General features: G+C 41.6%; 15 protein-coding genes. 7 read left to right on the top strand and 8 right to left on the bottom strand.

What is annotated here, in order from left to right; translation table 11 throughout:
• The first annotated feature begins 31 nt into the window (after nucleotides 1-31).
• The 5 genes from F7D73_RS05845 to F7D73_RS05825 all read left to right on the top strand — a co-directional run bounded on the left by F7D73_RS05845 (nucleotide 32) and on the right by F7D73_RS05825 (nucleotide 3,352).
• Complete coding sequence (locus F7D73_RS05845) at nucleotides 32-1,393, top strand: sulfatase-like hydrolase/transferase (RefSeq protein ID WP_437182296.1); 1,362 nt, start codon at nucleotides 32-34, stop codon at nucleotides 1,391-1,393.
• 249 nt (nucleotides 1,394-1,642) lie between these two features.
• Nucleotides 1,643-2,137, top strand: a complete 495-nt coding sequence (locus tag F7D73_RS05840; protein ID WP_153122993.1) for a 3'-5' exonuclease — start codon at nucleotides 1,643-1,645, stop codon at nucleotides 2,135-2,137.
• 135 nt (nucleotides 2,138-2,272) lie between these two features.
• Nucleotides 2,273-2,476, top strand: coding sequence for an HAD domain-containing protein (locus tag F7D73_RS05835; RefSeq protein WP_153122991.1), 204 nt, complete (start codon nucleotides 2,273-2,275; stop codon nucleotides 2,474-2,476).
• Nucleotides 2,455-2,628, top strand: a complete 174-nt coding sequence (locus F7D73_RS05830; protein WP_153122989.1) for an HAD domain-containing protein — start codon at nucleotides 2,455-2,457, stop codon at nucleotides 2,626-2,628. Before F7D73_RS05835 ends, F7D73_RS05830 begins: the two co-directional genes overlap by 22 nt.
• Nucleotides 2,629-2,677: 49 nt before the next feature.
• Nucleotides 2,678-3,352 carry a hypothetical protein gene (locus F7D73_RS05825; RefSeq protein WP_153122987.1) on the top strand — a complete coding sequence of 225 codons (675 nt, stop codon included), beginning with the start codon at nucleotides 2,678-2,680 and terminating at the stop codon, nucleotides 3,350-3,352.
• A gap of 394 nt (nucleotides 3,353-3,746) precedes the next feature.
• Here the strand turns inward: F7D73_RS05825 and F7D73_RS05820 are convergent, their stop codons facing one another.
• The 3 genes from F7D73_RS05820 to F7D73_RS05810 all read right to left on the bottom strand — a co-directional run bounded on the left by F7D73_RS05820 (nucleotide 3,747) and on the right by F7D73_RS05810 (nucleotide 9,184).
• Nucleotides 3,747-5,312: an ATP-binding protein gene (locus F7D73_RS05820; protein ID WP_153122985.1), complete on the bottom strand. Its 1,566-nt coding sequence runs from the start codon at nucleotides 5,310-5,312 to the stop codon at nucleotides 3,747-3,749.
• Between the two features lie 1,113 nt (nucleotides 5,313-6,425).
• Nucleotides 6,426-7,172, bottom strand: a complete 747-nt coding sequence (locus tag F7D73_RS05815; RefSeq protein ID WP_194256863.1) for a LytR/AlgR family response regulator transcription factor — start codon at nucleotides 7,170-7,172, stop codon at nucleotides 6,426-6,428.
• A 14-nt stretch (nucleotides 7,173-7,186) separates the two neighbouring features.
• Nucleotides 7,187-9,184 carry a histidine kinase gene (locus F7D73_RS05810; RefSeq protein WP_153122981.1) on the bottom strand — a complete coding sequence of 666 codons (1,998 nt, stop codon included), beginning with the start codon at nucleotides 9,182-9,184 and terminating at the stop codon, nucleotides 7,187-7,189.
• Nucleotides 9,185-9,499: 315 nt separating this feature from the next.
• Here F7D73_RS05810 and F7D73_RS05805 point away from each other — a divergent pair, with 315 nt between their 5' ends.
• Together F7D73_RS05805 and F7D73_RS05800 are read left to right on the top strand one after the other, a co-directional pair.
• A complete protein-coding gene (locus F7D73_RS05805; protein ID WP_153122979.1) occupies nucleotides 9,500-13,360 on the top strand; it encodes an AlbA family DNA-binding domain-containing protein in 3,861 nt (1,286 codons plus the stop codon).
• Between the two features lie 98 nt (nucleotides 13,361-13,458).
• The gene (locus F7D73_RS05800) at nucleotides 13,459-16,959 is read left to right on the top strand and encodes a glycosyl hydrolase 2 galactose-binding domain-containing protein (RefSeq protein WP_153122977.1); all 3,501 of its coding nucleotides are present in this window, start codon (nucleotides 13,459-13,461) and stop codon (nucleotides 16,957-16,959) included.
• Nucleotides 16,960-17,094: 135 nt separating this feature from the next.
• Here the strand turns inward: F7D73_RS05800 and F7D73_RS05795 are convergent, their stop codons facing one another.
• The 5 genes from F7D73_RS05795 to F7D73_RS05775 form a co-directional block, all read right to left on the bottom strand.
• On the bottom strand, nucleotides 17,095-19,488 hold the full coding sequence (locus F7D73_RS05795) for a TonB-dependent receptor (protein ID WP_153122975.1): 2,394 nt from the start codon (nucleotides 19,486-19,488) through the stop codon (nucleotides 17,095-17,097).
• 235 nt (nucleotides 19,489-19,723) lie between these two features.
• A complete protein-coding gene (locus tag F7D73_RS05790; RefSeq protein WP_228117645.1) occupies nucleotides 19,724-20,503 on the bottom strand; it encodes a glycoside hydrolase family 25 protein in 780 nt (259 codons plus the stop codon).
• Nucleotides 20,504-22,136: 1,633 nt separating this feature from the next.
• On the bottom strand, nucleotides 22,137-23,372 hold the full coding sequence (locus tag F7D73_RS05785; RefSeq protein ID WP_153122973.1) for a replication initiation protein: 1,236 nt from the start codon (nucleotides 23,370-23,372) through the stop codon (nucleotides 22,137-22,139).
• A gap of 118 nt (nucleotides 23,373-23,490) precedes the next feature.
• Nucleotides 23,491-23,793, bottom strand: coding sequence for a hypothetical protein (locus F7D73_RS05780; protein ID WP_153122971.1), 303 nt, complete (start codon nucleotides 23,791-23,793; stop codon nucleotides 23,491-23,493).
• Between the two features lie 9 nt (nucleotides 23,794-23,802).
• On the bottom strand, nucleotides 23,803-24,612 hold the full coding sequence (locus tag F7D73_RS05775) for a ParA family protein (RefSeq protein WP_153122970.1): 810 nt from the start codon (nucleotides 24,610-24,612) through the stop codon (nucleotides 23,803-23,805).
• Between the last annotated feature and the right edge of the window lie 1,096 nt (nucleotides 24,613-25,708).

The raw sequence follows: 25,708 nt of genomic DNA, 5'->3' as shown, positions 1-25,708 counted from the left end.
TGCTGCCTCGCTCGTGCCGGGGCAGGCAGCAATGGCACAAAACAAGGCTGTAAAGGCTACAGCCGACAGACCCAATATCATTTTCATCCTTGCAGATGATCTGGGATATGGCGATCTCTCCTGCTACGGCAGCAAGACCATCAAGACACCTAACATTGACAAACTGGCTGCTACGGGTACTCGATTCAACCAGAGCTATGCCGGGTCAGGAATCAGTTCACCATCACGTTGTGCACTGATGACGGGTAAGAATACCGGCAATAGCCGTATACGTGATAATATGTGCACAGCTGGAGGCATGACAGGTCTGAAAATAACCCCTGAAGGTGACACGACCATCGTTCGCAGAACAAGTCTGCAGCCGCAGGATACGACTATCGCTACGGTATTGCACGCTGCCGGCTACAAAACCTGTCTTGTCAACAAATGGCATCTGGATGGCTATGATCCAAAATCATCACCAATCTATCGTGGTTTTGACGAGTTCCACGGATGGCTGATCAGTACGGTAGAATCCAATTCACCTTACTATTATCCATACAACCGTTTCGACAATGACAAGCTCATCCACATCAAGGCAAATGAGCACGATAAGCACATCAAACACAATACGGATATTTCGACCGATGATGCCATCAATTTCATCAAGCGAAACAAGAAGAATCCTTTCTTCCTCTATCTGGCTTTTGATGCGCCTCATGAACCCTATATCATCGACAACACCACATGGTATGATGATGAATCGTGGAGCATGAACGACAAGCGCTACGCTTCGCTCGTAACCCACATGGATGCGGCAATAGGAAGACTACTCACCTATCTGGAAAAGAACAATTTGCGCGAGAATACGCTTGTGATCTTTGCCTCAGATAACGGTGCAGCCGTTCAGGCACCATTGAAACTGTTCAACTGCAACGCAGGATTCCGCGGTCGCAAGGCACAACTCTACGAAGGAGGAATCCGAGTACCGTTCATCGTGAACCAGCCAGGAAAGGTGCCGGTACAGTCGCTGAACAACATCATCTATTTCCCAGATGTAATGCCTACGCTGGCAGCTCTTACGGGAGGAACCCAATATCTGCCTCAGAACATCAACGGCATGAATATTCTGCCATTGTTCTATGGTAAGCAGATTGATACAGACGACCGAGTTCTTTATTGGGAATTCCCAGGTAAGCAGCGTGCTGCGCGCCACGGTGACTGGAAGGCTGTTACCATCAAGCCAAACAAGCCTCTGGAACTCTACAATCTGCGTGAAGACCCAGAAGAGAAGCATGATCTCGCCAAGAAATATCCGGAAATGGTAATCGGTTTTGACAAGGTGATGAAGGAAATGCGTACTCCATCAGAAAACTGGCCAATACCAGAAGATGCAGAAAGCAGGAAAAAGTAATTGGCTTTGTAAAACTGAGGGCGTGTCATGGATTTATGACACACCCTCGGTTTCTTTTTCGCCAAGCAATATTTAAATCCGAGTTTCTATCTTGCTCATTAGACCAATCAGCTAAATATCTGTCTATCTTACGTTTAAGCATATCTTAGTCCTCTTTTCTAATATTAAACAGAGTCATTTTGCCCGTTTTTCACAAGAATTTTCAGTATTTTTGTCCGTTTTTCCGCGATTTGCATTAACTTTGCAGACATGAAGAATTTTGCAGCGATAGATTTTGAGACTGCCAACCAGCAACGAACCAGCGTTTGCTCTGTGGGCATTGTGATAGTAAAGGATGGTGAGATTGTGGATAGCTACTACAGTCTCATCAAGCCAGAGCCTGAGTATTATTCCTATTGGAATACTAGGGTGCATGGACTTACCATGGAGGATACCATGAACGCCAGGGTATTTCCAGAGGTATGGGCTGAGATTCAGCCAAAGATAGAGGGACTGCCATTGGTGGCCCACAACTCACCCTTCGATGAGGGATGCCTGAAATCTGTGTTCCAAATGTACCAGATGGACTATCCCGATTATGAGTTCCATTGCACATGCCGAGCCTCCAGAAAAAAGTTGGGATCTCTCCTACCCAACCACCAACTACAAACTGTAGCTGCTTATTGCGGGTACGACCTAACCCAACACCATAATGCCCTAGCTGACGCAGAAGCTTGTGCTTGGATTGCCAGGAAACTACTATAACTCTTACAACTCATTTTAATGTTTTTTGTCTCAAAAATGACAATAGCACTACAAGGGAGTTGCTTTCACGGGGTCATACCGTGAAGCACTCTCTTAGGATTGGTTCATCTCTCATTATCCAATAAAATAATGAGTATGAAGAAAATAATTTTTCTCGATTTTGACGGTGTACTAAATACTGAGTACAACCAGAACTTGCTTATGTATCATGGGAAATCCTGGAAAGACAAGTATGGAGCTTTCTTCGACCTGGAAACAGTGGCTGAACTAAAGAGAATAGTAGAAGAGACCAATGCTGATATTGTAATAGAATCATCGTGGAAATCGCATCATGGATAGCTGACAATCTCCAAGATGAAGGTAAGTATGTTATTATCGATGATGAATACGTGATACAGGATTCGCAACTGCCACACTTCATCCTGACCAATCCGTATGATGGCATTACTGCGGATCTGGGCAACAGAGCCATTAAGATTCTTAACGGATAAAGGATTTAAGTTTTTCTATAAGTATAACCGTAATTTATGGGATTAAGATATGAACATAAAACATGTATTTGAAGACTCTCGCATTGTCATGCTGGAGAAAGACATTGCAAGAATAAACGAGTATTGCCAATACTCTGATAAAGAAAAGTTTGTGATGAAGCACTTGCTCGAAAAGCGTTGCAACGTACTATGGCAATTGAATGTATATGACGATGAGACGAAGCAACTCCTCATCGGTTTCAATGACGCACTTCGAAAGGCATGTACGCAGCTTTATCACCGGACGATGACAGTTTGTCAAGAATACCAGAATCGTAAGGACATTTCTGGAGATTTTGAGGTGGAAGGAAAAATATTCCTTGGTTACGAATATCCTGCACTTCACCCCATTCAGACAGAAACGGCAAAACAGGTGTGGGATGCTCTCACATGTGGAGGTTTCAATGCACTCTATGATGAGGGTTGCGCATGGCCGCTCCGATTCAGTAGTGAGCGTCCTCCTGAGCAAAGTATCAATGAGAAATTGGAGAATTGGTTGGGGATGGAGATTGAGAACGACAATTGGAATGATGGACTGGATAGAGAATGGTCGAAAGACCTGCATCTTATACAGCCCTTTCATAATCTATACGATCATTGCTACTTCTCATTATACGACCTCATATATGTCCGTGAGTTCAACCTGGAAGTACATGTGGAGTTTGAGGATAAAGTAAAATATTAAACAACATGAGCGTTTTTATACAATCACAAAAAGGATGGTAAAGGTATCAACCCTACCATCCTTTTGATTTATAGAGAAGCCTTGTGTTACTATAATAATATTTATGTTTTTTACTGAGCCCACTTAAGGAAAATGGCTTAGCTAAACCTACGCACGTATAAATCTTTTTTCTCGAAAAAAGTCTCAAAGTATCATTATTAGGGCAAAACATAGACTTATATCACTAATACACAGAGCATTAATAGAATGAGACTTCTCAAAAAATGGAGAGAGAAGTCTCATAGAAGTATCATGAAACAGCGAGAAGTATCATCAAAATCCGGCCATGCTAAGCATTTTATTGCCAATTCGTGGTTCACAATTGCAGAAAAAACCACGAATTGGCTTCAAAAAATCATCCTTCCTTGATAATCCAGTTGCTGATAGTTCGCTGGGTACTATCATAATTCACCCCCACTTTGTACAATCGCTTGCCATCGGCAGAATATGGAATGAGATAACCCTTGTCATCTATCTGCTTCAAGGCCTCCTCGGCAGAGCCATCGTATTTCAGTTCGAACACATAGATGGCTGCAGGCAGATGGAGCACGGCATCAGCCCTGCCTATAGCACTATCCTCCTCCACCTTGATAAGAGCACCCATCAGGTTGAATATCAGATAGAAGACAGTTTGGAAATCACGCTCATTCTTGTTACTCAGACGATTCGAGATACTGGATAGATATGCCTTCAAACGAACCATTGCCTGTTCAATTTCTCCTTCATAAACCAGTTCTACGAACTCATTCACCAGTCCATTATTATCTACGGAAACCGGCGAAAGATAATTGGGCGCAAGACTCTTCAGCATTCCAATCTTCACCTCCTGGTTAGGATAACCCAACTTATAACTCTTGGTGAACGGCTTGTATTGCTTGATGGTGAGATAACCACTCTGATAAAGCAATGGCAAGGCAGAGGTCATCTGTTCTGGTGACACATCGAAATCGTCCACACTCACGCTCTTCTGCTCGATATCAGTCACGTTAACATGATATTTCTGCAAACTCTTGATGAGATAGCTTGGCGTACCTGAACCAAACCAATAGGCATCAATCTTCTGACCAGACAACGCTCTTATCAGGCTGAACGGATTGAACACATCCTCAGAATGCTCGCTGAAATGATAACCATCATAATATTGGCGCAATTCATCCAGGCATTCCTCATAAGATACACCTAAGGACTCACCCAAAGCCTCTACATCAGGCTTAAGAGATGTGACAAGCTCGTCCTTACTGATGCCACAGATAGCAGAGTACTGGTCAAGCATGCTGATATTGTCGAGGTTATTCAACTCGCTGAAGATACTGAGCTGGGAGAACTTGGTAATGCCCGTAATGAAGCAGAACTCAAGATATGGGTCGAGCATTTTCAAAGGACTGTAGAAATTCTGCATGATACGACGCAACTGACTAAGATTATCCTTCTCATGCACAACATCCAGCAATGGGGCATCATATTCATCTATAATAACAACCACTTTTTCACCCGTCTGCTCGCAAGCCTTCTTTACCAGGTCTTTCAATCTGAGATTGGCATCTTCCTGATGCGACTTGTACCCCCAGATTATTTCCTTCTCTTCTAGCATATCAGCCAGATATCTTTCCAGTCGCTCTCCATCAAAGTGCTTGGCACCGCTCATATCGAAATGCAGTACAGGATGCTTCACCCAATCCTTCTCATAATCAGCAATGGCCAATCCTTCGAAAAGTTCCTTTCTCCCCTCGAAATAGGCTTGCAAAGTAGAGGCAAAAAGCGATTTTCCAAACCGCCGAGGGCGACTTAGAAAGATATACTTCATTCCTTTCTTCCTGAAATCTGCGATGTATTTCGTCTTATCCACATAGAGGTATCCTTCCTCACGAATCACGTCGAAAGTCTGTATCCCCACAGGATATTTATTCACTATTTCTGCCATAATCTTACCCACTTTACGTTTTGCGCTGCTAAATTACAAAGAAAATCTGAATATACCAAGTTTTCACTCTTTTTTTCTGCTACATTCACAACGCGATTAAAGACATACGCTCAGGAATGTCCCCCAACTTGTTCTGTATGGAATATGAGAAGGACAACTCCAGATATGACTATCTATTAAGGTGGTCAACTAAAAATATGACTAAGTTTCAGGAAAGTCAACGTGAATTATAAATAAGTTTTAACCGAGTCAACTCGTCTTACAAATAAAACAAAAAGTGGTCAACTAAAATCGTTAAACTACAGTGGGTCCTTTGTCTACTTCTATTAGGAACTAGAATGAAGTATGTAAATACTAACTAGGAATAAGATAGAAGATTGACAAGTAGAATTAGGAATAGAGAAAATAATTGTCAACTTACAATAGGAATAAGGAACTATGTAGTCAACTAAATATAGGAAACTACACCCTTTTTTCATTTCTTTTTACAGCAAAAAAAAGGACGTTACATATTTATATTTTATTTTTACCAGTAGAAACGCGCGCGATGATATTCTTCTTACATAAAAAAATGTGAATTTGAATCCCTTTGTTATCAACCTACCACATAACGCTTATATGGTAGACCTTTCTATACGAAAAAAAACATTTAATAAATACAATAAATTAAGGGATAAAAGCGAAGCACTTTGTAAAGAAAAGCTAAAAATCATGATACTTCTATGATACTTTAATGACACTTCTCGGCTCTAAAACCGAGAAGTATCATTCTATCATCTAGCTATCTATCAAGTATTTATATTGTTTTTCCAGCAAACGATGAGACTTTGAGACTTTTTTCGAGAAAAAACTTTTTCACGTAAGCGAAAAGACTTATCTTTTAGATGAGCGTGAAGCTGGGTCGTAACAAACTCATAAAGTTTTTTATCGCCTATCATCCAACACTCCTTCCCTATTCCATGAGAAGTTTTCCTCATCAATTATCTGCCAAAGACGACTTACCAAAAACGGATTAATCGAAACGTAGGCCGAACATCACGTTTGAGAAACAATAACAAGGCCTCTTCACTTTCGAAGGCATTATCCCCAGCAGAGGTGATCAGGCTTTATGCTTTACAAACTATGGAAATGATCTATCAGCTTACGGCGATAGACGCGGCTCACCTTCACATAATCTATCGCATCAAACGGAGGATAGAAATGGCAGACATTATCTACCACCTCTATCAGATAATCCATATTGATGATGAACTTCTGATTGATCTGCACAAACTGATCGCTCAAATCGAGCAGGGACTCGCTCTTGAGATTACGCTTCAGACGGATGGTCTTCTTGCTTCCGGCAACCACCACCTCCCAACAGCGCTGCTCATGATTGTACTGGAAGAGTCCGATATCCCGTTTGTCTATCAGCTTGAAATCCAAGGTATTGGTATAGAACAGGAACTTAGAACTCTGCTTGCGGAGATTGTTGTTCTCGTCCGGATGAAGCACAAAGACGTCTTCATGGGTTAGACGATGCATGATGGTTGCCAACTCGGCATCTTCGATAGGCTTGAGCAACACATCAAAAGCCTTCTTGCGGAATGCAGGCAAGATATATTCATCATACGCCGTATACATCACGACACGACATTTGCCGTGGGTCTGACTGCTCATCTTCTCCAGAAAATCAAGACCGGACAGGTCGGGCAACTGTACGTCGAGGAAGAGGACATCGGGCTGGACCTGACCGACTAGAGCCAGTCCATCCATGCCATTGAGGGCGATGCCCCCAATCTCCACGTCATCGAAATCACCGAGACGCTCTGCCAAATCCTGGGCAGCTTGCTTATTATCATCAACTATTACTGCTAACATAATCTGACTATTTTTTAGTATTTTATATTTATAGGTATAAAAAAGGTACACTGACATCCCAAGATTTTTCCATCAGCATCTACCTTGTTATGCATCTGGAAAATTATCTTGTTCTTATTGCGTTCGTTCACGATGGCAATGGTCTGGCGGATGATGTTGAGTCCGGTACGATGCTGAAGTGCCATCCTGGTAGCATCAAACCCAGGTCCATTGTCCTCTACCGTGATACGGACTTCCTCTTTCTGTCCCTTTTGTACCTGTATCGTGAGGCGTTTCTCGCCTTCCCATCCCTTCAGGCCATGCACAAATGCATTCTCTGCCAGAATCTGCACAAACATGGACGGTATCATCACCTTGTCCAGGTCGATGGTTTCGTCTATCTGGACGTCAAACTTGAAGTCATTTTCTATCAGTTTGCTCTCTACCAGCACATATTGTCTTACGAATTCCAGTTCCTTCCTGAGAGACGTCTGCATCTGGAGCGACATGTCCAGGTTGGTCCTAATCAGCTTGGTCAATTCAAGCAATTCGTTTGCCTCCTTCTTATCAGATTTCACTATCTTGTTGTTCAGGACATTGAAGACGAAATGAGGCGAGATGCGGTTGCGGGCATTGTTCAGCTTCAGGTTCATGATATTGAGCTTAGCCGCCTCCTGTTTTCTGCGATAACGAACCACAAACAAGGCTGCAGAAAGAATCAGAACCAAGAGAATGCCCACAATCAGATAGATAAAACTTCTAGCCTGCTGGATCTCCACATTCTTATGTTCTATAGCTATGCGATGATGCAGCTGCAGGGTGTCCTGGGCAAAACGCTGCATGATATCAACGGAGCGCATATGGGTTCGATTGTGTGCCAGGGAATCCTGCATCAGGTCATCTGCCTTCATAATATGATAAGCCAGGCGATAGTCGCCCTTAGCCTCATAATATTCTCCCAGATACTGATGACGAATCTGGCGCAACGAGAAGTCCATCTGGTCCTCCGATTTCTCTCCTGCCAGTATCCGGCTCACGGCACTCCAATCTTTTTTCTTTACTGCCAGTCCGATACGGATGGTATTGCAATAGTAGATGGCACTCTCATCGGCATTCTTACGCATGTAATTCTCGGCTTCATCCAGATACTTCTCTGATAAGTCCAACTGATTGAGATTCAAATAGACATCTGCCAGATTGAGCTTGCAGAGATACATACTGAAGGTTTCATGCTTGTCGTGTTTTTCCAGCAGTTTCATCAACATTAGAAATTTCTTCAGAGAAGTATGGTAATCCTTGGTATAGTAATAATAATTACCATAATTGTTCAGGAAATAAGCCTGCAGGTTGAGCGAGAGATCAGAAAAATACTTCTCGGTCTGCTGATAACATTTCACGGTTGCCTCATAGTCTTCCAGCAGCAGATAGATGCGTCCCAGACCCATATACAGGGATGCGGTCTGCTCCTTCGGCATTTGGAGAGAATCGGCTATGAACAGCGCCTTTCGATACCAAAGAGCAGCCTGGGGCAAGTTGTTGTCGAAGACATAGGCATCTCCCAGATTGGCACAGACATCCGGCATCAACTTTGGGGAATCGCTGTTCCTGAGCAGTTCGTATGCCTTATGATAGAGCGTGATGACATCTTCTCTCTTCTTATGATAGTTATGATAATTTCCTGCCTGACAATTGTAGGCATAAGCCAGGAGACTGTTTCGGCGAGGAGATTCCGGCTGATGCTCGGCAAAGGCTACGACCGGATTGATGTATAGGGGCATGGAATCCGGCGAAGAAGAAAGCACGAAGAACTTGCCCAGTCTGGACATATATTCATAATAGGTAAGACTATCCGGAGCCTTCTTCATTCCATCATCTATTTTCTGACGGACAAACCGGGGGTTAGCCTCCATCGAATCCTCAATGGAAAGCAAGCTGTTCGTATCGTCCCCGCTTCTGTCATACTTTTCCTGCTGGCAAGCTATCAACGTCCAAGAAACCAAAAACAACCATAATATATGTTTTACTCTCACCATTTAGTATTATCCAGTGTTAGTTTTTAAACTTTTTACAATTGCAAAAATACACATAATTCTTGATTTCACCAAGTTTTTTTATGAATTTATGCCGCTGATATAGAACATTTTATTTACCTTTCTTACCATCAAAAGACAACATATACCTGCTTTCATGCAACATAAGCACATATCCGGGTAGATAATCATCATTTTCGTTATCATAGACACATTTTCTATTCCTCTGAGGGAAAGAGGAAGAAAAAAACAGAAAATAAAGGAAGAAAAGTCCGTTTTTTATTGTATCTTTGCAGCGCATATCAAAACTATTAATTTATGAACAACTACAGGAATATAACTGCAAAGGTTTTGCGAATAGATGAAGAAGAACATAAATTCGTCATCGAAGTAGAAGATAGAATCTATAAAGTAGCACAGATTGACTTCCAGAGAAGGCAACCTATGCCAGAAACCCTCAACTGCCTGATGGTAACCACCCACCTGGGCAAAGTTTTCATTGCCCAGAACATAGAACTCCTCATGAGGCAATATTATAAAGAAGACGATGAGGTAGACTTCAAGATAAAACTGACCATAGGTGACTGCTATCATCTGGAAGATCAATACGGTTTTACAGCCATACTAAAACGAGATACCGTCATCAATGCAGCTCTTACCCCAAGAGTAAGATGCAGGATTACCAAAATCCGCCAGAAACAGATGGAAGTACAACTGGTAGATGTTCTCGGCGCCGAGAAATCAGAGTTTTCACTCTCCGACAAGGATTTCTGCGATATCATCGGCAATGAAAGCTGGAATACTCCGGAATTCAGAAAACTGATGCTCGGAGATACCCCATCCGACATTTTCGACCTGGAATGCCTGCGCTGGATAACCGGTATTTCCAGCAGTCTGAGTCAGGACGAACTACAAGAACAACTACAGAACATCCATGCCCGTTGCCTGGAAGCCCTTGAAAGCGAGAGCCTTCTGCCACGCTGCAAGGAAGCCGAGCGCATCCTGCTGGAACAACGATTCACGGATATCATCGAACTGATATCCTATTATATCCAAGCCATCGAAATCTTGAGAAACGGAACGGCAGAGGATACCATCAGCCATATACTTTCTACCCTCTCTACTTGCGCCTACATCTATCATCCACGCAAGCAGTTCTGCATCATGCAATGTATCTTCATGCTCGACTTCTCAATGATGGAAAAGCATATCGATACCATCCTTGCTACCCTTCGCAGCCAGGAAGTATACCTATGGAACAGAAAGCCATTCCAGATGCAATGGCTCAAACTGCTGCAGGGATACGTAGACAATATCTATAATCAGACCGACAGACTCTCCAGCGACCTAACCACTAAGGAGACGATGATACAGGTACTCATCATCGAACTGATACTGGGCAGAAATGCCACCCACAAGATTTACGATACTTCACTGAATCAGGCCATTCTCTACCGACTGGTTTCACTGATGAACGTGAGTGATCCAAACAAGACCCTGCAGAGAGCTTTTCTCTCACTCTTTACCCAGGCAGAGTTTGATGCTGCCCTGCCTTTCAACAGTGATGATGCCTTCGTACTGTCCAATATGCTCTGCTCACAGAACAACGATACCGTAGAAAGTTTTGAACCTGCCAAATATGAGAGTGACATGGCTTTGCTTTCTGTCAACGAGCAGGCCATCACCATCCAGCCAAAAGACCTTGACAGGGATAATCTCTACATGCCGCTTTCTGCCCGAATGGGACTCTGGCATGGTCTTTCCATCCGTCTTGACGAAAAGCCACCGGTAAAACTGAGAGGCAAGGTGGGTACTACCATCGAACACTATAAGGAACTCTGGGAGTATATCAACCACTCTCTCTTCTCCAAAAAACGCAAGACATCCAAGAAGCAGAACAGAAAACTCTATATCGACGATGAAACCGTAATCATCGTTACCAAACAGCTGCCCGCACAATACGTCTTCGAATGTAAGGTGGTAGAAGATGGTTGCGAGGGAGAAGGTACACTCGATGTATTGAACGATGTGGTATCTTTCTACCCTGGAGAAATCAATATCCAATCCTTTGAATATCAGGGAATGCCACTTATGCTGCGTGCCTATGTAAAGGACATAAAGAGTGACGGAAGCTATGTCTTTGCCATGCACGACATGATAACGGAATATGAAGACGACGTGAGAGTAAACGACCTTTTCTACAACTCCCGTCTCACCTGTCTGCTGTCTAACCAGGTGCCGGGCGTGCCTCGCATTCCGGCTGTCAGCAGCGAAGGTTTCTCTGTCTCCGTGGCTCCAGCTCCCGGCATGGAACTCAGCGACCTGAAGAAGGGCATGATAGTAGAGGTGGATAACATCACGGAAGGAAGCAATGGTTACCTCTATGCCACCTTCCTGCGGGAATCTCCTGAAAGCAGATTCGGAATTACCGAAGCCTTCCACCAGCTTATGCGCGGCTATGCCAACAACGAGGTATACAACCCTAAGGAAGAAAAAGATGAACTGGAAAATGCCGTCAGCATGAATCCGGTATACGTAGCCGAACTGATGGGAATCATCGATGCCAAGGCAACACTGGAAGAGGACAACATCAAGGCTTACAACTATCTCAACTTCTGCCGTTTACTAGCCATCATGCTGGACAGCAAGGAGCGCGTCAGCTATTACGACAGCCGTCTTACCCTGCTGGAACTCCTCAACGACTTTGCTGCACTGGACAAGGTGGATACAAAGAAAATCAATCTTATCGCAGAGACAGAACCGGAACTCTTTGAACGCAATGCCATCCTGCGCCATGACTTCATGCAGCTGCGCATCATCGGCTGCCTGGACAGTGAGGAACATTACGAGGAACTCTATCGCTGGAGCAGCCTGACGGAAGATCCACATCTTCAGCAGCTGGCATCGCTCGTACTCTCCCACAACTTCGTGAAGAAATCGGGACTGCTCACCCAGGCGGTTGATATTCTTGACAAGATCCGTGCGCTGCTGAAGCTGCAGAAGTCTTCTTCCAACAAGAAGAACTATGGCAAGGAAGACTTCCATACCGAATTCAAGACCTCTATCATCTACCCGGAAAATTCCATGCGAGCAGATGTCGAGGCACAGACCATCAAGATCATGCAGGAAATTTGTGCCTTCCTCAATGCCGAAGGCGGTCATCTGTATCTTGGCGTATCAGATATCGGTTACGAAATGGGTCTGGAAGAAGACCTGAAGAATACGCTCTTCAAGGGTTCAAGAGACAAATATGAAACATACGTCAACAACAAAATGGTTTACTATCTCGGACAGGAGGGGGCCCACTATGTGCATACCCACTTTGATGAGGAAGTAAGCAACGCCGTGCTCATCATCGACATCGAACCATGCCCTACCCCAATTTCTGTGGGCTGCGAATATTTTGAGCGTATGGGAACTTCAGCACGCAAGGTAAACGAGAACTATAGAGATAAGTTCCTCGCCATCAGAAAGCAATGGGCTGAAGAACATATTCCGCATCTGGCTGTTGCCTCTGCACCGGCTTCAACAGCCGAACCAACTCCACATGAAAAGGAGACAAAGAACAGCAGCCGACTCGTGGAATCGGCTCCTATCACCGACCATATCCAGACCTCGCGTTTCCGCAACAATGTGCTCCACGACTATGAGGAAGGTTATCGTCCGGTCACAGCCGTTATCTGCCTGATGGATACCGATGAATATAAGGTTCTGGATGACGATGACTGGCAAGACTATCGACTGAAGCTCGCCGTTCACGAAGACGAAGAAGAGGGATGGCTCATCCTGGTATACGAGAGCGGCAGGGTATGCAAGGTTTCCATGGCCGAACTGCTGCAGCGGGAACGTGGCAGAGAGTTTAAGCGTTATGCAGGCGAAAAACTCATCTTTGCTTCCATTGCTACAGAAGCCGATGCGGTATGTGTAGGTTTCATCGACGGCAAGTCAAACCGCTATGTAAGATTTGACGACTTGTCAAAGTTCGAACACTCCAAGATGCAAGCTGAGGGTACCCTCCCTATGGATGTACCAAACTCCGGTGTTCACTACGTAGAAGTACTCAACAAGGATCTGGTTCCTATAAACAGAAACATAGGCAGAAAGACCATTGGCTGCATTCTCAAGACTGCTGAAGGCAGGAGATGTATGGAAGTTTTACCCGACTGCAAGATGAAATAAAACATAAAAGTGCAATAAAAAATCAGCAGATATGCATTTTTTTTGTAACTTTGCAGAATAAAGCTAAAAATGTAGTAAATAATTATTTTAATAACCTAATGAAAAAAGCAGTTGTGTTAATGGCCTTACTTAGCCAATCCTTAAGCATGATGTATGCTGATGATCAAGCCGGGACAAGGGGTATCGGACAATATCCTGGACGCCCTTCTCAATTTACGGCTCCAAGAATGGTGAAGGACAACACCTATCGGAACATAGCATTGAACCGAATGGTATATACTTCATCCAATGCAGATTTCAACCTTACGGGACATCTCGTAACGGACGGTATCATCACCGGTAAAGCTCCTTCGTTCCTCAGTGTGAAAACCAATGAGGGCGAACTGTCCAACCGTGACAAGGAGAAAATGATTGACGGCAATACGGTTACGAGCCAATATATCAAAGGTGAAAATGCATTTGTAGAGTTTAACTGGGAAGCCATGAAGGTGAATCTCAAGAAATTGGAATTTACCGGTGAACTGGCTTTCTATAAGAATAAGGCTTCGCAAGGCTATACCATTCGTGTGATGGGCTCACACAATGGAAAGAAATGGGAAGTCCTGGGAGAAGAAAAGGGTTCTGACCTTCCTGGTGTTGCTACCAAGCAGCAGGTTAGTTCCGACCCTAATAAGTTCCAGGACGTAGTGAAACTCCCACTTAGAAAATTGAATGTTTCCATCCCGCTGAAGAAACCTGGCAACTACGAACATGTACGCATCGAGTTGATTATGCCGGGTGCTGCCTGGTGGCGTATCAAACTCATCGACAACACCACTTCATGGCGCCCGTCCATGCACTTCTCCAGCGTCTGGAAGTCGGGCTTGGCAAATAAAACAGATGCCAAAGCTCAGTGGCTCTATGTAGATTTGGGCACAGAGGCAGACTTCGACCAGGTGAATCTCTTCTGGGTGAACAAGGCTCGCCAGGGCAAGATTCAGGTATCCAATGATGCCAGGAACTGGAGCGATATTGCACCCCTGGGACAGCAAAAAAAGAAAGGGTTGATAGAAAAGGTGGCTTGCAAAGGTCATGGCAGATATGTTAGACTGCAGCTTACCGAACCGGATGCATCCGGACACTATGCCTTGTCTGAAATGCAGGTAATGGGTAAGGGTGGCCTGCGTGCGGAAACTGCCAATACGCTGGCTTCAAAGAATGGCAAGCAGATGCTCAATCAGTGGCAGTTGCGCCGAGAAGGAAGTGATGCCTGGATTCAGGCTACTGTGCCTGGTACTGTACTCACCAGCTATATGAATATCGGGGCAGTGCCTGATAACCGCTTCGATGACAACATGCGTCAGATTTCTGAATCGTTCTTCAACTCTGATTTCTGGTATCGTACCACCATCGAACATAAGCCGTCTTCCAACAAGCAGCAGCATACCTATCTCAACTTCGATGGTATCAACTGGAAGGCTGATATATTACTGAACGGTGAAAAGATAGGTAGAATTGATGGTGCCTTTATCCGCTCTCGTATCGACGTAACCAAGAAATTGAAATCAGGTTCCAATAAGTTGGAGGTACATGTCGTCAAAAATGCTCACTTTGGCGTTGTGAAGCAGAAAAATCTCCAGAACACTGACCTGAATGGTGGAGAGCTGGGTGCTGACAACCCTACCTTCCACGCTTCTATCGGCTGGGACTGGATAACCAATACACCAGGTCGTGAAATCAGTATATGGAATGATGTCTATCTTACCCATGACAATGGCGTAAGTGTTTCGGATCCTGTGGTTACATCAACCCTAAACTTGCCTGACACCCTGGCATCAATGACCCCATCTGTCTTCCTGCAGAATGCAGATGCCGTGGCTAAGACAGTGAAACTGGCTGGTTATATCGGCAAGATCAAATTTGAGCAGGAAGTTAGTCTGCAGCCAAACGAGAAGCGTGAGGTTTCCTTCGCTCCTACCGACTATCCACAGCTCAAGAATCAGCGCATGAATCTCTGGTGGCCTAACGGTTATGGTTCACCTTATTTATATGATGCCGGTTTCAAGGTATCAGACAAGGCTTCCGGCGAAATGATTTCTGAGGTAACCTATAAGGCAGGTATCCGACAGATGAGCTATGCTGACCTGGAGACACAGACCAAGATCTACATCAATGGCAAACGACTGAACCCACTGGGCGGTAACTGGGGATTCTCGGAAACCAACCTCAACTATCGTGGACGTGAATATGATGCTGCAGTACGTTATCATAAGGAGATGAACTACAACATGATTCGCGACTGGGTAGGTCAGATTGGCGATGAGGAACTTTATGAAGCATGCGACAAGTATGGTATCATGGTATGGCAGGACTTCTGGCTGGCTAACCCATGGGACGGACCAGATCCTGATGACAACAAGATGTTCCTGGAAAACTCAGCTGATTACATCTCCCGTATCCGCAACCATGCCAGCATCGGCATCTACTGCGGAAGAAACGAGGGATTCCCTCCGGCAGCAATTGACAAAGTATTGAGAGAACAGGTGAAGGATATCCATCCACAGTTGGGATATATTCCTAGCTCAGCCGACCTGGGTGTGAGTGGACATGGTCCTTATCAGATGAAGTCGCCTTCATTCTACTTCGCTAACCAGAGTCATAAGTTGCATTCAGAGCGAGGTATGCCGAATGTTCCTACCTTCGAATCGTTGAGCAGAATGATGGAACCGGAGCATCTGTGGCCACAAAGCGATGCATGGGGACAGCATGATTATACATTGAAGGGGGCTCAGGGAGGTGAATCTTTCAACAACATCATGGAAAAGCGTTATGGCAAACCTCAGAGTGCAGAGCAGTTTACCAAGTGGGCACAGTGGCTCAACTATGATGGCTACCGTGCGATGTACGAGTCTTCCCAGCAAGACCGTCTCGGTTTGCTCATCTGGATGAGTCATGCCTGCTGGCCAAGCATGGTATGGTGTACCTACGATTACTACTTTGAGCCAACAGCCGCTTACTTTGGTGTGAAGAAGGCTTGCGAACCATTGCATATTCAGTATAACCCAGTGAAGAAGGTTGCCGAGGTGGTTAACTTCGCTGGTGGTGCCAAGAATGGTCTGGTTGCCAAGGCTCAGATCTTTGATATGTACGGAAAGCTGCTCAAGGAAGAAAGCAAGGAAGTGAACGTGGGTGAAGACCAGACCGTAGATGCCGTTAGCGTTAGCGAACCGGATGAGGAGGTTTACTACATCAAGTTGAGCCTGGAGCAGAACAGCCAGATGATTTCAGACAACTTCTATGTACAAGGCAAGGAAGAAGACAACCTTCAGGCACTCTCCAAACTCCCTAAGGCAACCGTTGCCATCAGCGGCAAGCGTTTCGTTCAGCAGGGTGAAGAGTGGATTGGAGAAGTTGAGATCCGCAATACTGGCAATGTTCCTGCCCTCCTGATTCGCTTGAACCTGAAGGGTGGCGATGGTGAGCAGATACTGCCTGTCATCTACAGCGACAACTACTTCAGTCTGATGCCGGATGAGTGCAAGATAATCAAGGTATCTTATCGCGATGAGGACGGAAGAGGTCAGGCACCATACGTAGAAATAACCGGTTTCAATAAATAATCATTGAAATCCATTGAATCATAAACAAGACGCTCTGCAAGAGCAAAAGCATGATCATTCTGATGCTTTTGTCTTGCAGAGCGTCTTTTCTTCTACTGCAAAAATAGTTTCTTAGTGAGTTGAGACAATTATCATCTAAAATCGAAAACTCAAATCTACACCACATTGAAATGGATTGCCACGCTGCGCAAAATATTCGCGCTTTCCGGTTGCGGCATTGTCTACAGCAAAGGTATTGTAATTGGTGTCTGTGAGGTTCTTGCCCCATAAGTTCAATTGCAGGATGCCGAAATCGAAGGCAACATGAGCACCCAATACGGCATAAACATCCTGACTATAGGTATTGGCATTATCCCAATAGGTTTTGCCCTGCATGTTTACGTTTGCTCCGAAAACCATGTTACGCAAGAAACTGGAGTTGAAGTCAACACGATAGTCTGCCATGGCACAAAGGGTATGCATCGGAACGTATGGCACACGCTTGTCTTTATAACTAACCGCATTCTCACCTTCACCGTCAGTATATTCATCGAAGACAGCATGAGTATAGCCATAATTCAACATCCAGTCGAGCTGACCATTGGCAAGTTGGCCTCGCAAAGCAGCCTCAATGCCACAGCTATGACTCCTGCCGGCATTCACCATCATTCTACCAAATCCATAGTTGCCTGCCATCACTGAGAGTTGCTGATTCCTTACTTTCATATAGAAGGCACTCAGGTCGAGATGAAGAGCATGATTGAAGAGATTGAGATGAGAACCTACTTCATAATTCCATGAAACCTCAGGCTTGTATGATATCGTCTGGTTCACCTTCTCATAATCCTCGGCAGTATGAGGCACATCGTAATCACCACGCAATGCCTGCTGACGATTGGCATTCAATTCCGTCTGAAGGATATCGCTGAACATCTGAATGTTATAGCCACCGGCACGATAACCCTTACTGATAGTGGCATAGATATTACTCTGCTGATCATCAAGACGATAAGTAATACCAATCTTTGGAAGAAACTGGCTGTAATCATCATTCGTCTTTTCATCCAGAGCACTTCTAAGCGTATACGTAGCCTTCTGCCCCATCATATTTGCTGTCATTGCCATATAGGCAGACGACTGATAATGAATGCCCGTATGCAAATAATCATATCGCAAGCCCAGTGTTGCCACCAGACGGGAAGTAATATCAAAATTACTCTCATGATAGAAACCGAGATTGGTCTGCGGAGTATGATAAAGTCCAGGAGCACCCATGCTGACACCCATGCTGATGCCTCCAGCCTTCTCAATGGCAGCACTGGCAGCAGCCTTGGCAGCCACTTCCGGCAATCCCTGCGCCATCATTTTCTTAACCATCAAAGCATGAATGGCAGTATACATCTGCTGCTGGATTGCATTGCCAATCGGAGCAGTCATCGCATCATCGAAAAAGACCGGACCGTTGGTCTTCAACCATTGCTTGGAGAAAAAGCCACCTACTGTCCAATGCCAGAAGTCTCTCACTGCCTTGTTGCTCTTCAAGGAGAGTTCCTGGGTAAAGGAATTCTGCAATTGTTCCTGTAGGATATGCATGTAGTCGGCAGAAAGATAATCCTGATCCATCAACATACGGTCCTTGACATACTGATAGCTGGAAACAGAAGTAAAATCATATCCCTTTCCGGTATATCCCAGTTTCAAACCTGTTATCAGGTTATTTCTCCGATACGTTCCTGGGAAAGTAGAAGCAGGAAGGTCTGCCTTCCCCGTCTCTAAATCAAGCTTTCCATAAGGAAATCCATTTTGGTCAACATACTGATAATTAGCAAGTACATCCATCTTCCAACCCGAATCAAAACGGGTCTTGAGGAGCATCTTGCCTCCCGCTTCGTTATATTGATCCGAGCGGTCGCCTGTATTGGTATTTCGGAAGAAACCATTCTGACCCTCATAGAAACCTGCCAGAGAAAGAGCTACATGCTGATTGAACTTCTGATAATGAGCTGCTTCTACATTACGAAAATACTTACTACCATAGCTAAGTCTGATATCTGTACCTTGATAATCGAAGGGATTACGGGAATACATCTTGACCAATCCACCCTCGGTATTTTGACCATAAAGCGTACCTTGTGGACCACGAAGCACATCTACCCTACTCAACTGGTAATTGTGGAGATTAAAAGACGACTTACTCATCACCGGAATACCATCAAGAGAAAGACCAATAGCAGGACTATTTACACGGCTTCCTATTCCTCTGACATAAACAGAGGAAGAAATACGGCTACCATAATTTGGCATCACAAAATTAGGAACAAACAGGGAAAGATCACGTAAATCGGATACTCCCATCTTTTTCATCAAAGAGCTACTCAGCGATGTACTGCTGAGTGCCTGCTGTCGGAGACGCAACACCTCCTTTGGCTGTGATACGACCACTACTTCGTCAATATCGAACACCTTGCTGCTGTCCGATAATGCCGTATCAGCTGAAATCGGTAAAGCAATGCCTAAACCAGCCATTGCCATCATCATTTTATAATTCATTTTCTCTTATATTTTTCCGCATGATTCAAATTCGGGTGCAAAGGTACGAAGAATATCGGAAATGAGAAATCCTTATTTATTAGGAACTGGCCAGCACAGAAAAAATGTGAGCCCCTTCTGCTACATAGCATAAATAGTGAGAGCTCCCATCTCCTCTCTCTCAACTTCCAGTTTACATAGAAACATGTTTTCATGTTGTTATCCGTAATAGTAATCGTAATCTTCTTATTGAAGTTTATTTAAGTCTGATATCATTTATACTTCTATTTTTAGAAAATCTATTCAGGTCCACCCAATTCCAAATACCCGGTACTCTTCCATGGCGACTAAATTGCCAGATGTCGTAATGAGGTTTGCCAGGTAGTACAGGCTCGTGATTATAGCTGGCTATCCAAAGATAATAATTATCGAATTCTGGACTCAGATAATCCTTGAAGTAACTCTCGCTACAATATATAATAGGTGTATGTCCATAATAAACCTTGCAAAGTTTGCAGAAAGTTTTTAATAACAGTTGAATCTCTGTTTTACTCATTCCCTTTGTACCATCATCCTCTGCATCTATTACGGGGAGCAGGTCTTGCTTATCTTTATCATATACGGAACGGAAATTTTCAAACTGTAAGGCTGCAGGAGCCTTGGAAAGGAAATGATAAGATCCTACAGGAATGCCTCTTTCTCTGGCATTCTTGATATTCGATTCGTACCACGGATCTTGAATGTTTGTTCCTTCTGAAGATTTTATATAGATAAATTGCAAGCGCTTGATTTTACCCAATTCATCCCAATGAATTCTGCCCTGATGACGCGAGATGTCAATTCCATCATAGCTGCCAGAATATTCGCCAGTGGTAAGATCGTGGGTAGGCCATTGCTTATCAGATGCTCTCCTTATGAAATAAGATGAAATCATCCGATATGCTTCAAATCCGATAATAAAAGTAAGGACAAGACCGAAGGCTATATAGCATAATCGCTTGCCCATATTATTGTTTTTTCTTTTTCTTCTAACCATGAATTTTACATAATATGTTGCTTCAAGTGACAAAGGTAATGAAAATAAGAGAAATACCAAAAGAAAATACCATAAAACTAATTTCTATTTTATTAAAAGAGCATGATATGATATCTTTTCTTGCAAAATCAGAAGGATACGCCAGGAACTAATGACTCATATTTAATGTAAACATTTAAACATGTTTGCATGTAAGCATGTCTGTACGTCAATATTTATAGCTGAAGCTAACTCATCATAGATGATATAGGAAAGATTGATATTAATGGATATAACACTATAGAAATGAATATCTACAGAACTGTTTACTAAAAACTACGAAACCATTTACTTATATCTACGAAACTGTTTACCATAATCTACGAAATCATTTACCAATAACTACGAAACCATTTACCTTATCACGGCTAACCTATTAAGTATCAAATACTTACAAAAGTCATAAGATTATAAAAACATAGTTGAAACTTATAAATAAAGAAGAAAATTAAGAAACAGACATAATGCATTATAAATCAGCACTTTACGAAAATAAAGTAAACGGTTTCGTAGATTTCGGTTAATCAACTTAAACGAATTAATATCTACGAAACCATTTACCTCAAATTAGTTAATACGTTGAAAATTAGCTAAATACAAACTTAACAAAACTTTTCATGCATGATATCCAACACTATAGTTTTTTAAAAAACTACTTTACTATTATATATATAAACATCTGTATATCAAATCATTACATAGTTATAAGTAAATACTTTCGTAGATGTATTTAAGGTTGAGATTCAGGTAACCAAAATACTTCTCAGAATAATTTCCATATTCAAAAGACTTCTACACAGCTCTGATAATAATAGAAAAGCTATCCAAAATCAGTAATATCTACGGAACTGTTTACAAAAAACTACGAAACTGTTTACTTATATCTACGAAACCGTTTACCAACAACTACGAAACTGTTTACATACATCTACGAAACCGTTTACTTGTAATCTACTAATTCACTGGTTTTCATTACATTACAGAATCCCTAATTAAATAATTTAAGTAAATTCTAATTATAAAAATAATTTTTGTTTTAAAAGATTATACCTAAAGTACTGAAGATTAAACACTTATAATATTTTCGGTAAATGATTTCGTAGATTATGATAGTTTAAAAAGATTTGGTTAACTATGTTTTGTGCTTTTCGATAATAAAATGTAGGCGATATCTTTTATATCTACGAAACCATTTACGCTAAATTTGTAACTATCATAATACCAAGGAGTTACATATTACTCGTTGATATACTTTTTCATAGTTATTGTGATTTTAATTATAAAATTATTATAATGATAATTGCCTTAATATCAGTAAGATAAGCAATGTTCGGTAAATAGTTTCGTAGATATAAGTAGTTAAAAAGCTACTACATCTACGATACTATTTACCTGAATGAATGTAACACATTGATAAACAGCAAGATATATAATATAAATATTTGTCTTTTGATATCTTACGTTTCTAAAGTTTATATTTTAAATTTCTTAACGTGTTAATAATGAGGAAGTTATGTATAATTAGGTAAATGGTTTCGTAGATATAAAAAGAGTCGCAGACATGGTATTTAATGTCTGCGACTCTTGGTTTGGATTATCCTTGGTAGAAAGTAGGAGCAAATGAACCAACACAATTGAAGAACTCTTGAGCTATCTTTTCTACGCCCAGAGTTTTGAGTAATTGAAAATCTTCTTGTGAAGCCTGTATGCAGAATCTTTGATTTTTCATGCCGAGGAACTTCACCCTACTGAGCAATGTTGTCTGGGAAGGATCTATTATTCTTGATAGAAATTCATTCCATTGCTCTTCCCCACACTTTTCCATTTGGATCTTGCTTTTTTCAGGTTTCACAACATGAGCAAACAAGTCACCTACAACAGGTTCTTTGGTTCCGCTAGCTTTAGGAAGTCCTTTCCTATCCAATATCTTGCCATTGATATGGGCTTTTCCCAAAGCTGTTCTTTTGATTTTAAACACCAGAGCTTCAGGATTACCTCTTGTTTGTCCCCTTTTGTATATTGGTGTGCAATCAGTGAACATTATATCAATTTTGTCTTCTTTACTTAGTTTTGCAAAATCTTCTTGTACTGCATCCAATACTTGTTTCTTAAATTGAGAGAATTTTGGATACTGTTCTTCCTCTACTGTTCCGTCTTCAGCTATTTTAGCCATACCTAAATATTCTTTCAGTTGCATGAAAGGTACTTTTATGGTCATTTTGCCTTTATTTATGCCCATTTGACGCAGTAGAAAGAGATATATTCTTGGAGTGTTAAGTCGGCTAGCATATCGCGCAATCAAGGCTATATGATGAATGAAGCCTTGGCTCATGTCAAATGCATATTTGGCAACAACTGGGTCAATTTTTAACTCGACCTCTCCTTTTGACCTATCGTATGATACTCCCTGTTTTGTATAGCCGTTTGTCACAATATCTTCTGTTATGTTTGAAAATACGTGCTGAATAACGGCTTTGCCATCTATTTTGATTCTTACACTAAAGTCTAGGAGTTCTTTAAGAGTTTTACGCAGATCTTTATAGTGGCTTGATTCTATACCTAATTCACTCAATTTAAGTTTGATTTTAGGTACATTCATGGCAACGTGTTCTTTATCTACTTCAAACATATAGTCTGAACGTAGATTTCCTTTTTCACGCTTTTCGTTGAAGTATCTCGTAACGTATTCTTGTAGATGTGAACTTACGCAAAACAATATATGTTGCTGGGAAAGCGTGCATTGTTTGTCTATCTTGGTGAAACTAAATGGAGTATTTATCCACTGCTCATCAACATGGCTCTTTGCTATTTCATTTTTTTTATCTGTCATATTGATATTTCTGTTAGTATAAACAATGATTTTTTTTTTGTTGTCGAAATCCCGTTTTTTAGCTTCCAAATAAGTAAACTTGATCCATAGTCTAAAAATTTTAAATTATGGTTGTCTCTTATGACTCGTTTTTCTTAACTTGTATGTACAATCTTATTGCTTCACGTATGATTTCTTCATAATTCATCCCTTTGCTGCTAAGTTTAATCAGCATCAGTTCTTTAAAGTCTTCTTCTGACAGATATGTCTGAACTGCATGCATGGTTGCTCTTTTTTCTGCCAGACTCATTTTTTTCTTTTTTGCCGGTTGTTTTGCCGGTTGCTCAATATTATGCATAACAGGTTGTTCTACAGGTTGTTCTGCGCCTGGACGAACTGCCTTATTCATATTACTAAAGGCTGCACGAAAATCCTTTCCCATTTTTCCTAATTATTTAAAATTAAACAATTCTTTAATTACCAATTCATAATCTATTGCGGCTGAGCAATAAGGGGCATAATGAAACAAATCTTGTTTTACTGTTTGAGCCTCATTAACCTTGATACAGCGTCGAACACCATGTTTTAGAATTTTTTCTTTATATTTTTCACGTAGAGTTGATAAAGCTTGTCGCACAATGACAGGTCTCTCGTCCAGCATAACTGGCAATAACCCTAACAATTCCAAATCTTTATTCAATGCAAAACGACCTTCTTTGACTTCCTTCATTGCTGCAAGAACTGCGGACAATCCAAAAACCGACAAGCCTTCCATCTGGACAGGAATAAGCAAATGACTGGCCACCACCATTGCGTTGTAAGTAGATAGCGACATTGCTGGAGGACAATCTATAAAGATGTAATCAAAGTAATCTATTGGATTACTTATGCTCTCACCTGTATAATCAATACAGTCACTATTGATGCATGCGCCTAACACTTGACGAGGTGCACCTGTGTTTTGAAGAAAAGGATCGACATCCTGCATCTTTGCAGAGCCAGGAACATAATATACACCTGTTTCTGTTTTGTAGATAGGTAATCCCTTACATGCGATCATTGACTCAAAAACAGTAGCACACCCTTCTGGTGCATGATTTAAAAGGGTCAAGTTGCATTGAGGATCCAAGTCTATCTCAAGGATTCTTAATGTTTTATCCTTTCTCAACATTCCTGCTGCAAGATTTTGCACTGTTGTTGTTTTGCCTACGCCTCCTTTATTGTTGACGATAGCCAAAATCATTTTCAGTTTATTTTCCATGTTTTTGACTTTTAATTATTCATTTTTGTGCAAAGATACATTATTAATTTGAAATAGCCAAATTTTAAATTGCTTTTTTACATGGAAACATGTTTTTTAACGAACATGTTTTCATGAATAAGTTCTAACTTATGTTTTATGTGAGTTAAAATGTTAGAAAACAGGTGTCTAAGATATAGTATGAATGTTTCATAAATATACATGAAAACATGTTATACCGCAAACATGTTTTCATGATATTCTGTAAATATGAAAGTCGTTATGCATGAGTGACATATTATAGGTTTTTCTCATTCTATAAGTAATCTTTGAAGTATATTTATATGGCTCACGGTTTATATATGTTTATCGTATGCATGTAAACATGAAAGCATGAATACTTGAAAATATTCCTACATGCATACTTGGATTTGTGTTTTCATGATTTTGTTATCTTTATATCTATGCGTCTGTTTGAATTGACAGATGATATAGTTAAATGTCTTGATATTAAACTGTTAAAAGGATTGTGAATATATATATATATATGCTGTTATATTTCATTTTTTATCCATAACTCTTTGGAAAACATGTTTGCATGATTACATGGCAGTTTGCAAACATGTAATTTAGTGCACAAGTAAATATTAAATATGAAATATGAAAACATGAACTATAGTAAATATGTAAACATGTTTTTCTTCGATGCATGCAATATATTTAGCCTCATAATTTGATCGGATTCATTTTGTTTTTGTCGGCAACTTCTGAAATGATGTGAAAATAAACTAGCAAAAATATTTAATAATATAAAATAAGGTATAGCTGTACAAAATGGATATTTAATTGTTTATAACTGTTAAAAAGCTGCTATTTATCGAACTTTTTTGTTGAATAATTTGGTGGAATGGAAAATAGTTAGTACTTTTGCACTCGCTTTTGAGAAATCGCTTCTCTTAGCAAACATAAAGAAAGAGTTCTTTGAAAGATTTTACATAAACAGACAAGTAGTACAAGAAGCGGTTTTGGATTACACCTTATTATATATAGGGAGTATGAAAAGACTGGGTAAAAGAAACGAACCGTCAAGCAATTGACAAGTCAGGTTTACTAAGCT

The sequence above is a fragment of the Segatella copri genome (assembly GCF_009494395.1).
GTDB lineage: Bacteria > Bacteroidota > Bacteroidia > Bacteroidales > Bacteroidaceae > Prevotella.
Note: the sequence above shows the minus strand (reverse complement) of the source record. Positions and strands in the feature narration are given on the sequence as shown.

What these genes read in the sequence shown, in the direction of transcription:
- F7D73_RS05845 (WP_437182296.1), top strand. Translation starts at nt 32, where the DNA reads ATGGCACAAAACAAGGCTGTAAAGGCTACAGCCGACAGACCCAATATC.
- F7D73_RS05840 (WP_153122993.1), top strand. Translation starts at nt 1,643, where the DNA reads ATGAAGAATTTTGCAGCGATAGATTTTGAGACTGCCAACCAGCAACGA.
- F7D73_RS05835 (WP_153122991.1), top strand. Translation starts at nt 2,273, where the DNA reads ATGAAGAAAATAATTTTTCTCGATTTTGACGGTGTACTAAATACTGAG.
- F7D73_RS05825 (WP_153122987.1), top strand. Translation starts at nt 2,678, where the DNA reads ATGAACATAAAACATGTATTTGAAGACTCTCGCATTGTCATGCTGGAG.
- F7D73_RS05820 (WP_153122985.1), bottom strand. Translation starts at nt 5,312, where the DNA reads ATGGCAGAAATAGTGAATAAATATCCTGTGGGGATACAGACTTTCGAC.
- F7D73_RS05815 (WP_194256863.1), bottom strand. Translation starts at nt 7,172, where the DNA reads ATGTTAGCAGTAATAGTTGATGATAATAAGCAAGCTGCCCAGGATTTG.
- F7D73_RS05810 (WP_153122981.1), bottom strand. Translation starts at nt 9,184, where the DNA reads ATGGTGAGAGTAAAACATATATTATGGTTGTTTTTGGTTTCTTGGACG.
- F7D73_RS05805 (WP_153122979.1), top strand. Translation starts at nt 9,500, where the DNA reads ATGAACAACTACAGGAATATAACTGCAAAGGTTTTGCGAATAGATGAA.
- F7D73_RS05800 (WP_153122977.1), top strand. Translation starts at nt 13,459, where the DNA reads ATGAAAAAAGCAGTTGTGTTAATGGCCTTACTTAGCCAATCCTTAAGC.
- F7D73_RS05795 (WP_153122975.1), bottom strand. Translation starts at nt 19,488, where the DNA reads ATGAATTATAAAATGATGATGGCAATGGCTGGTTTAGGCATTGCTTTA.
- F7D73_RS05790 (WP_228117645.1), bottom strand. Translation starts at nt 20,503, where the DNA reads ATGGTTAGAAGAAAAAGAAAAAACAATAATATGGGCAAGCGATTATGC.
- F7D73_RS05785 (WP_153122973.1), bottom strand. Translation starts at nt 23,372, where the DNA reads ATGACAGATAAAAAAAATGAAATAGCAAAGAGCCATGTTGATGAGCAG.
- F7D73_RS05780 (WP_153122971.1), bottom strand. Translation starts at nt 23,793, where the DNA reads ATGGGAAAGGATTTTCGTGCAGCCTTTAGTAATATGAATAAGGCAGTT.
- F7D73_RS05775 (WP_153122970.1), bottom strand. Translation starts at nt 24,612, where the DNA reads ATGGAAAATAAACTGAAAATGATTTTGGCTATCGTCAACAATAAAGGA.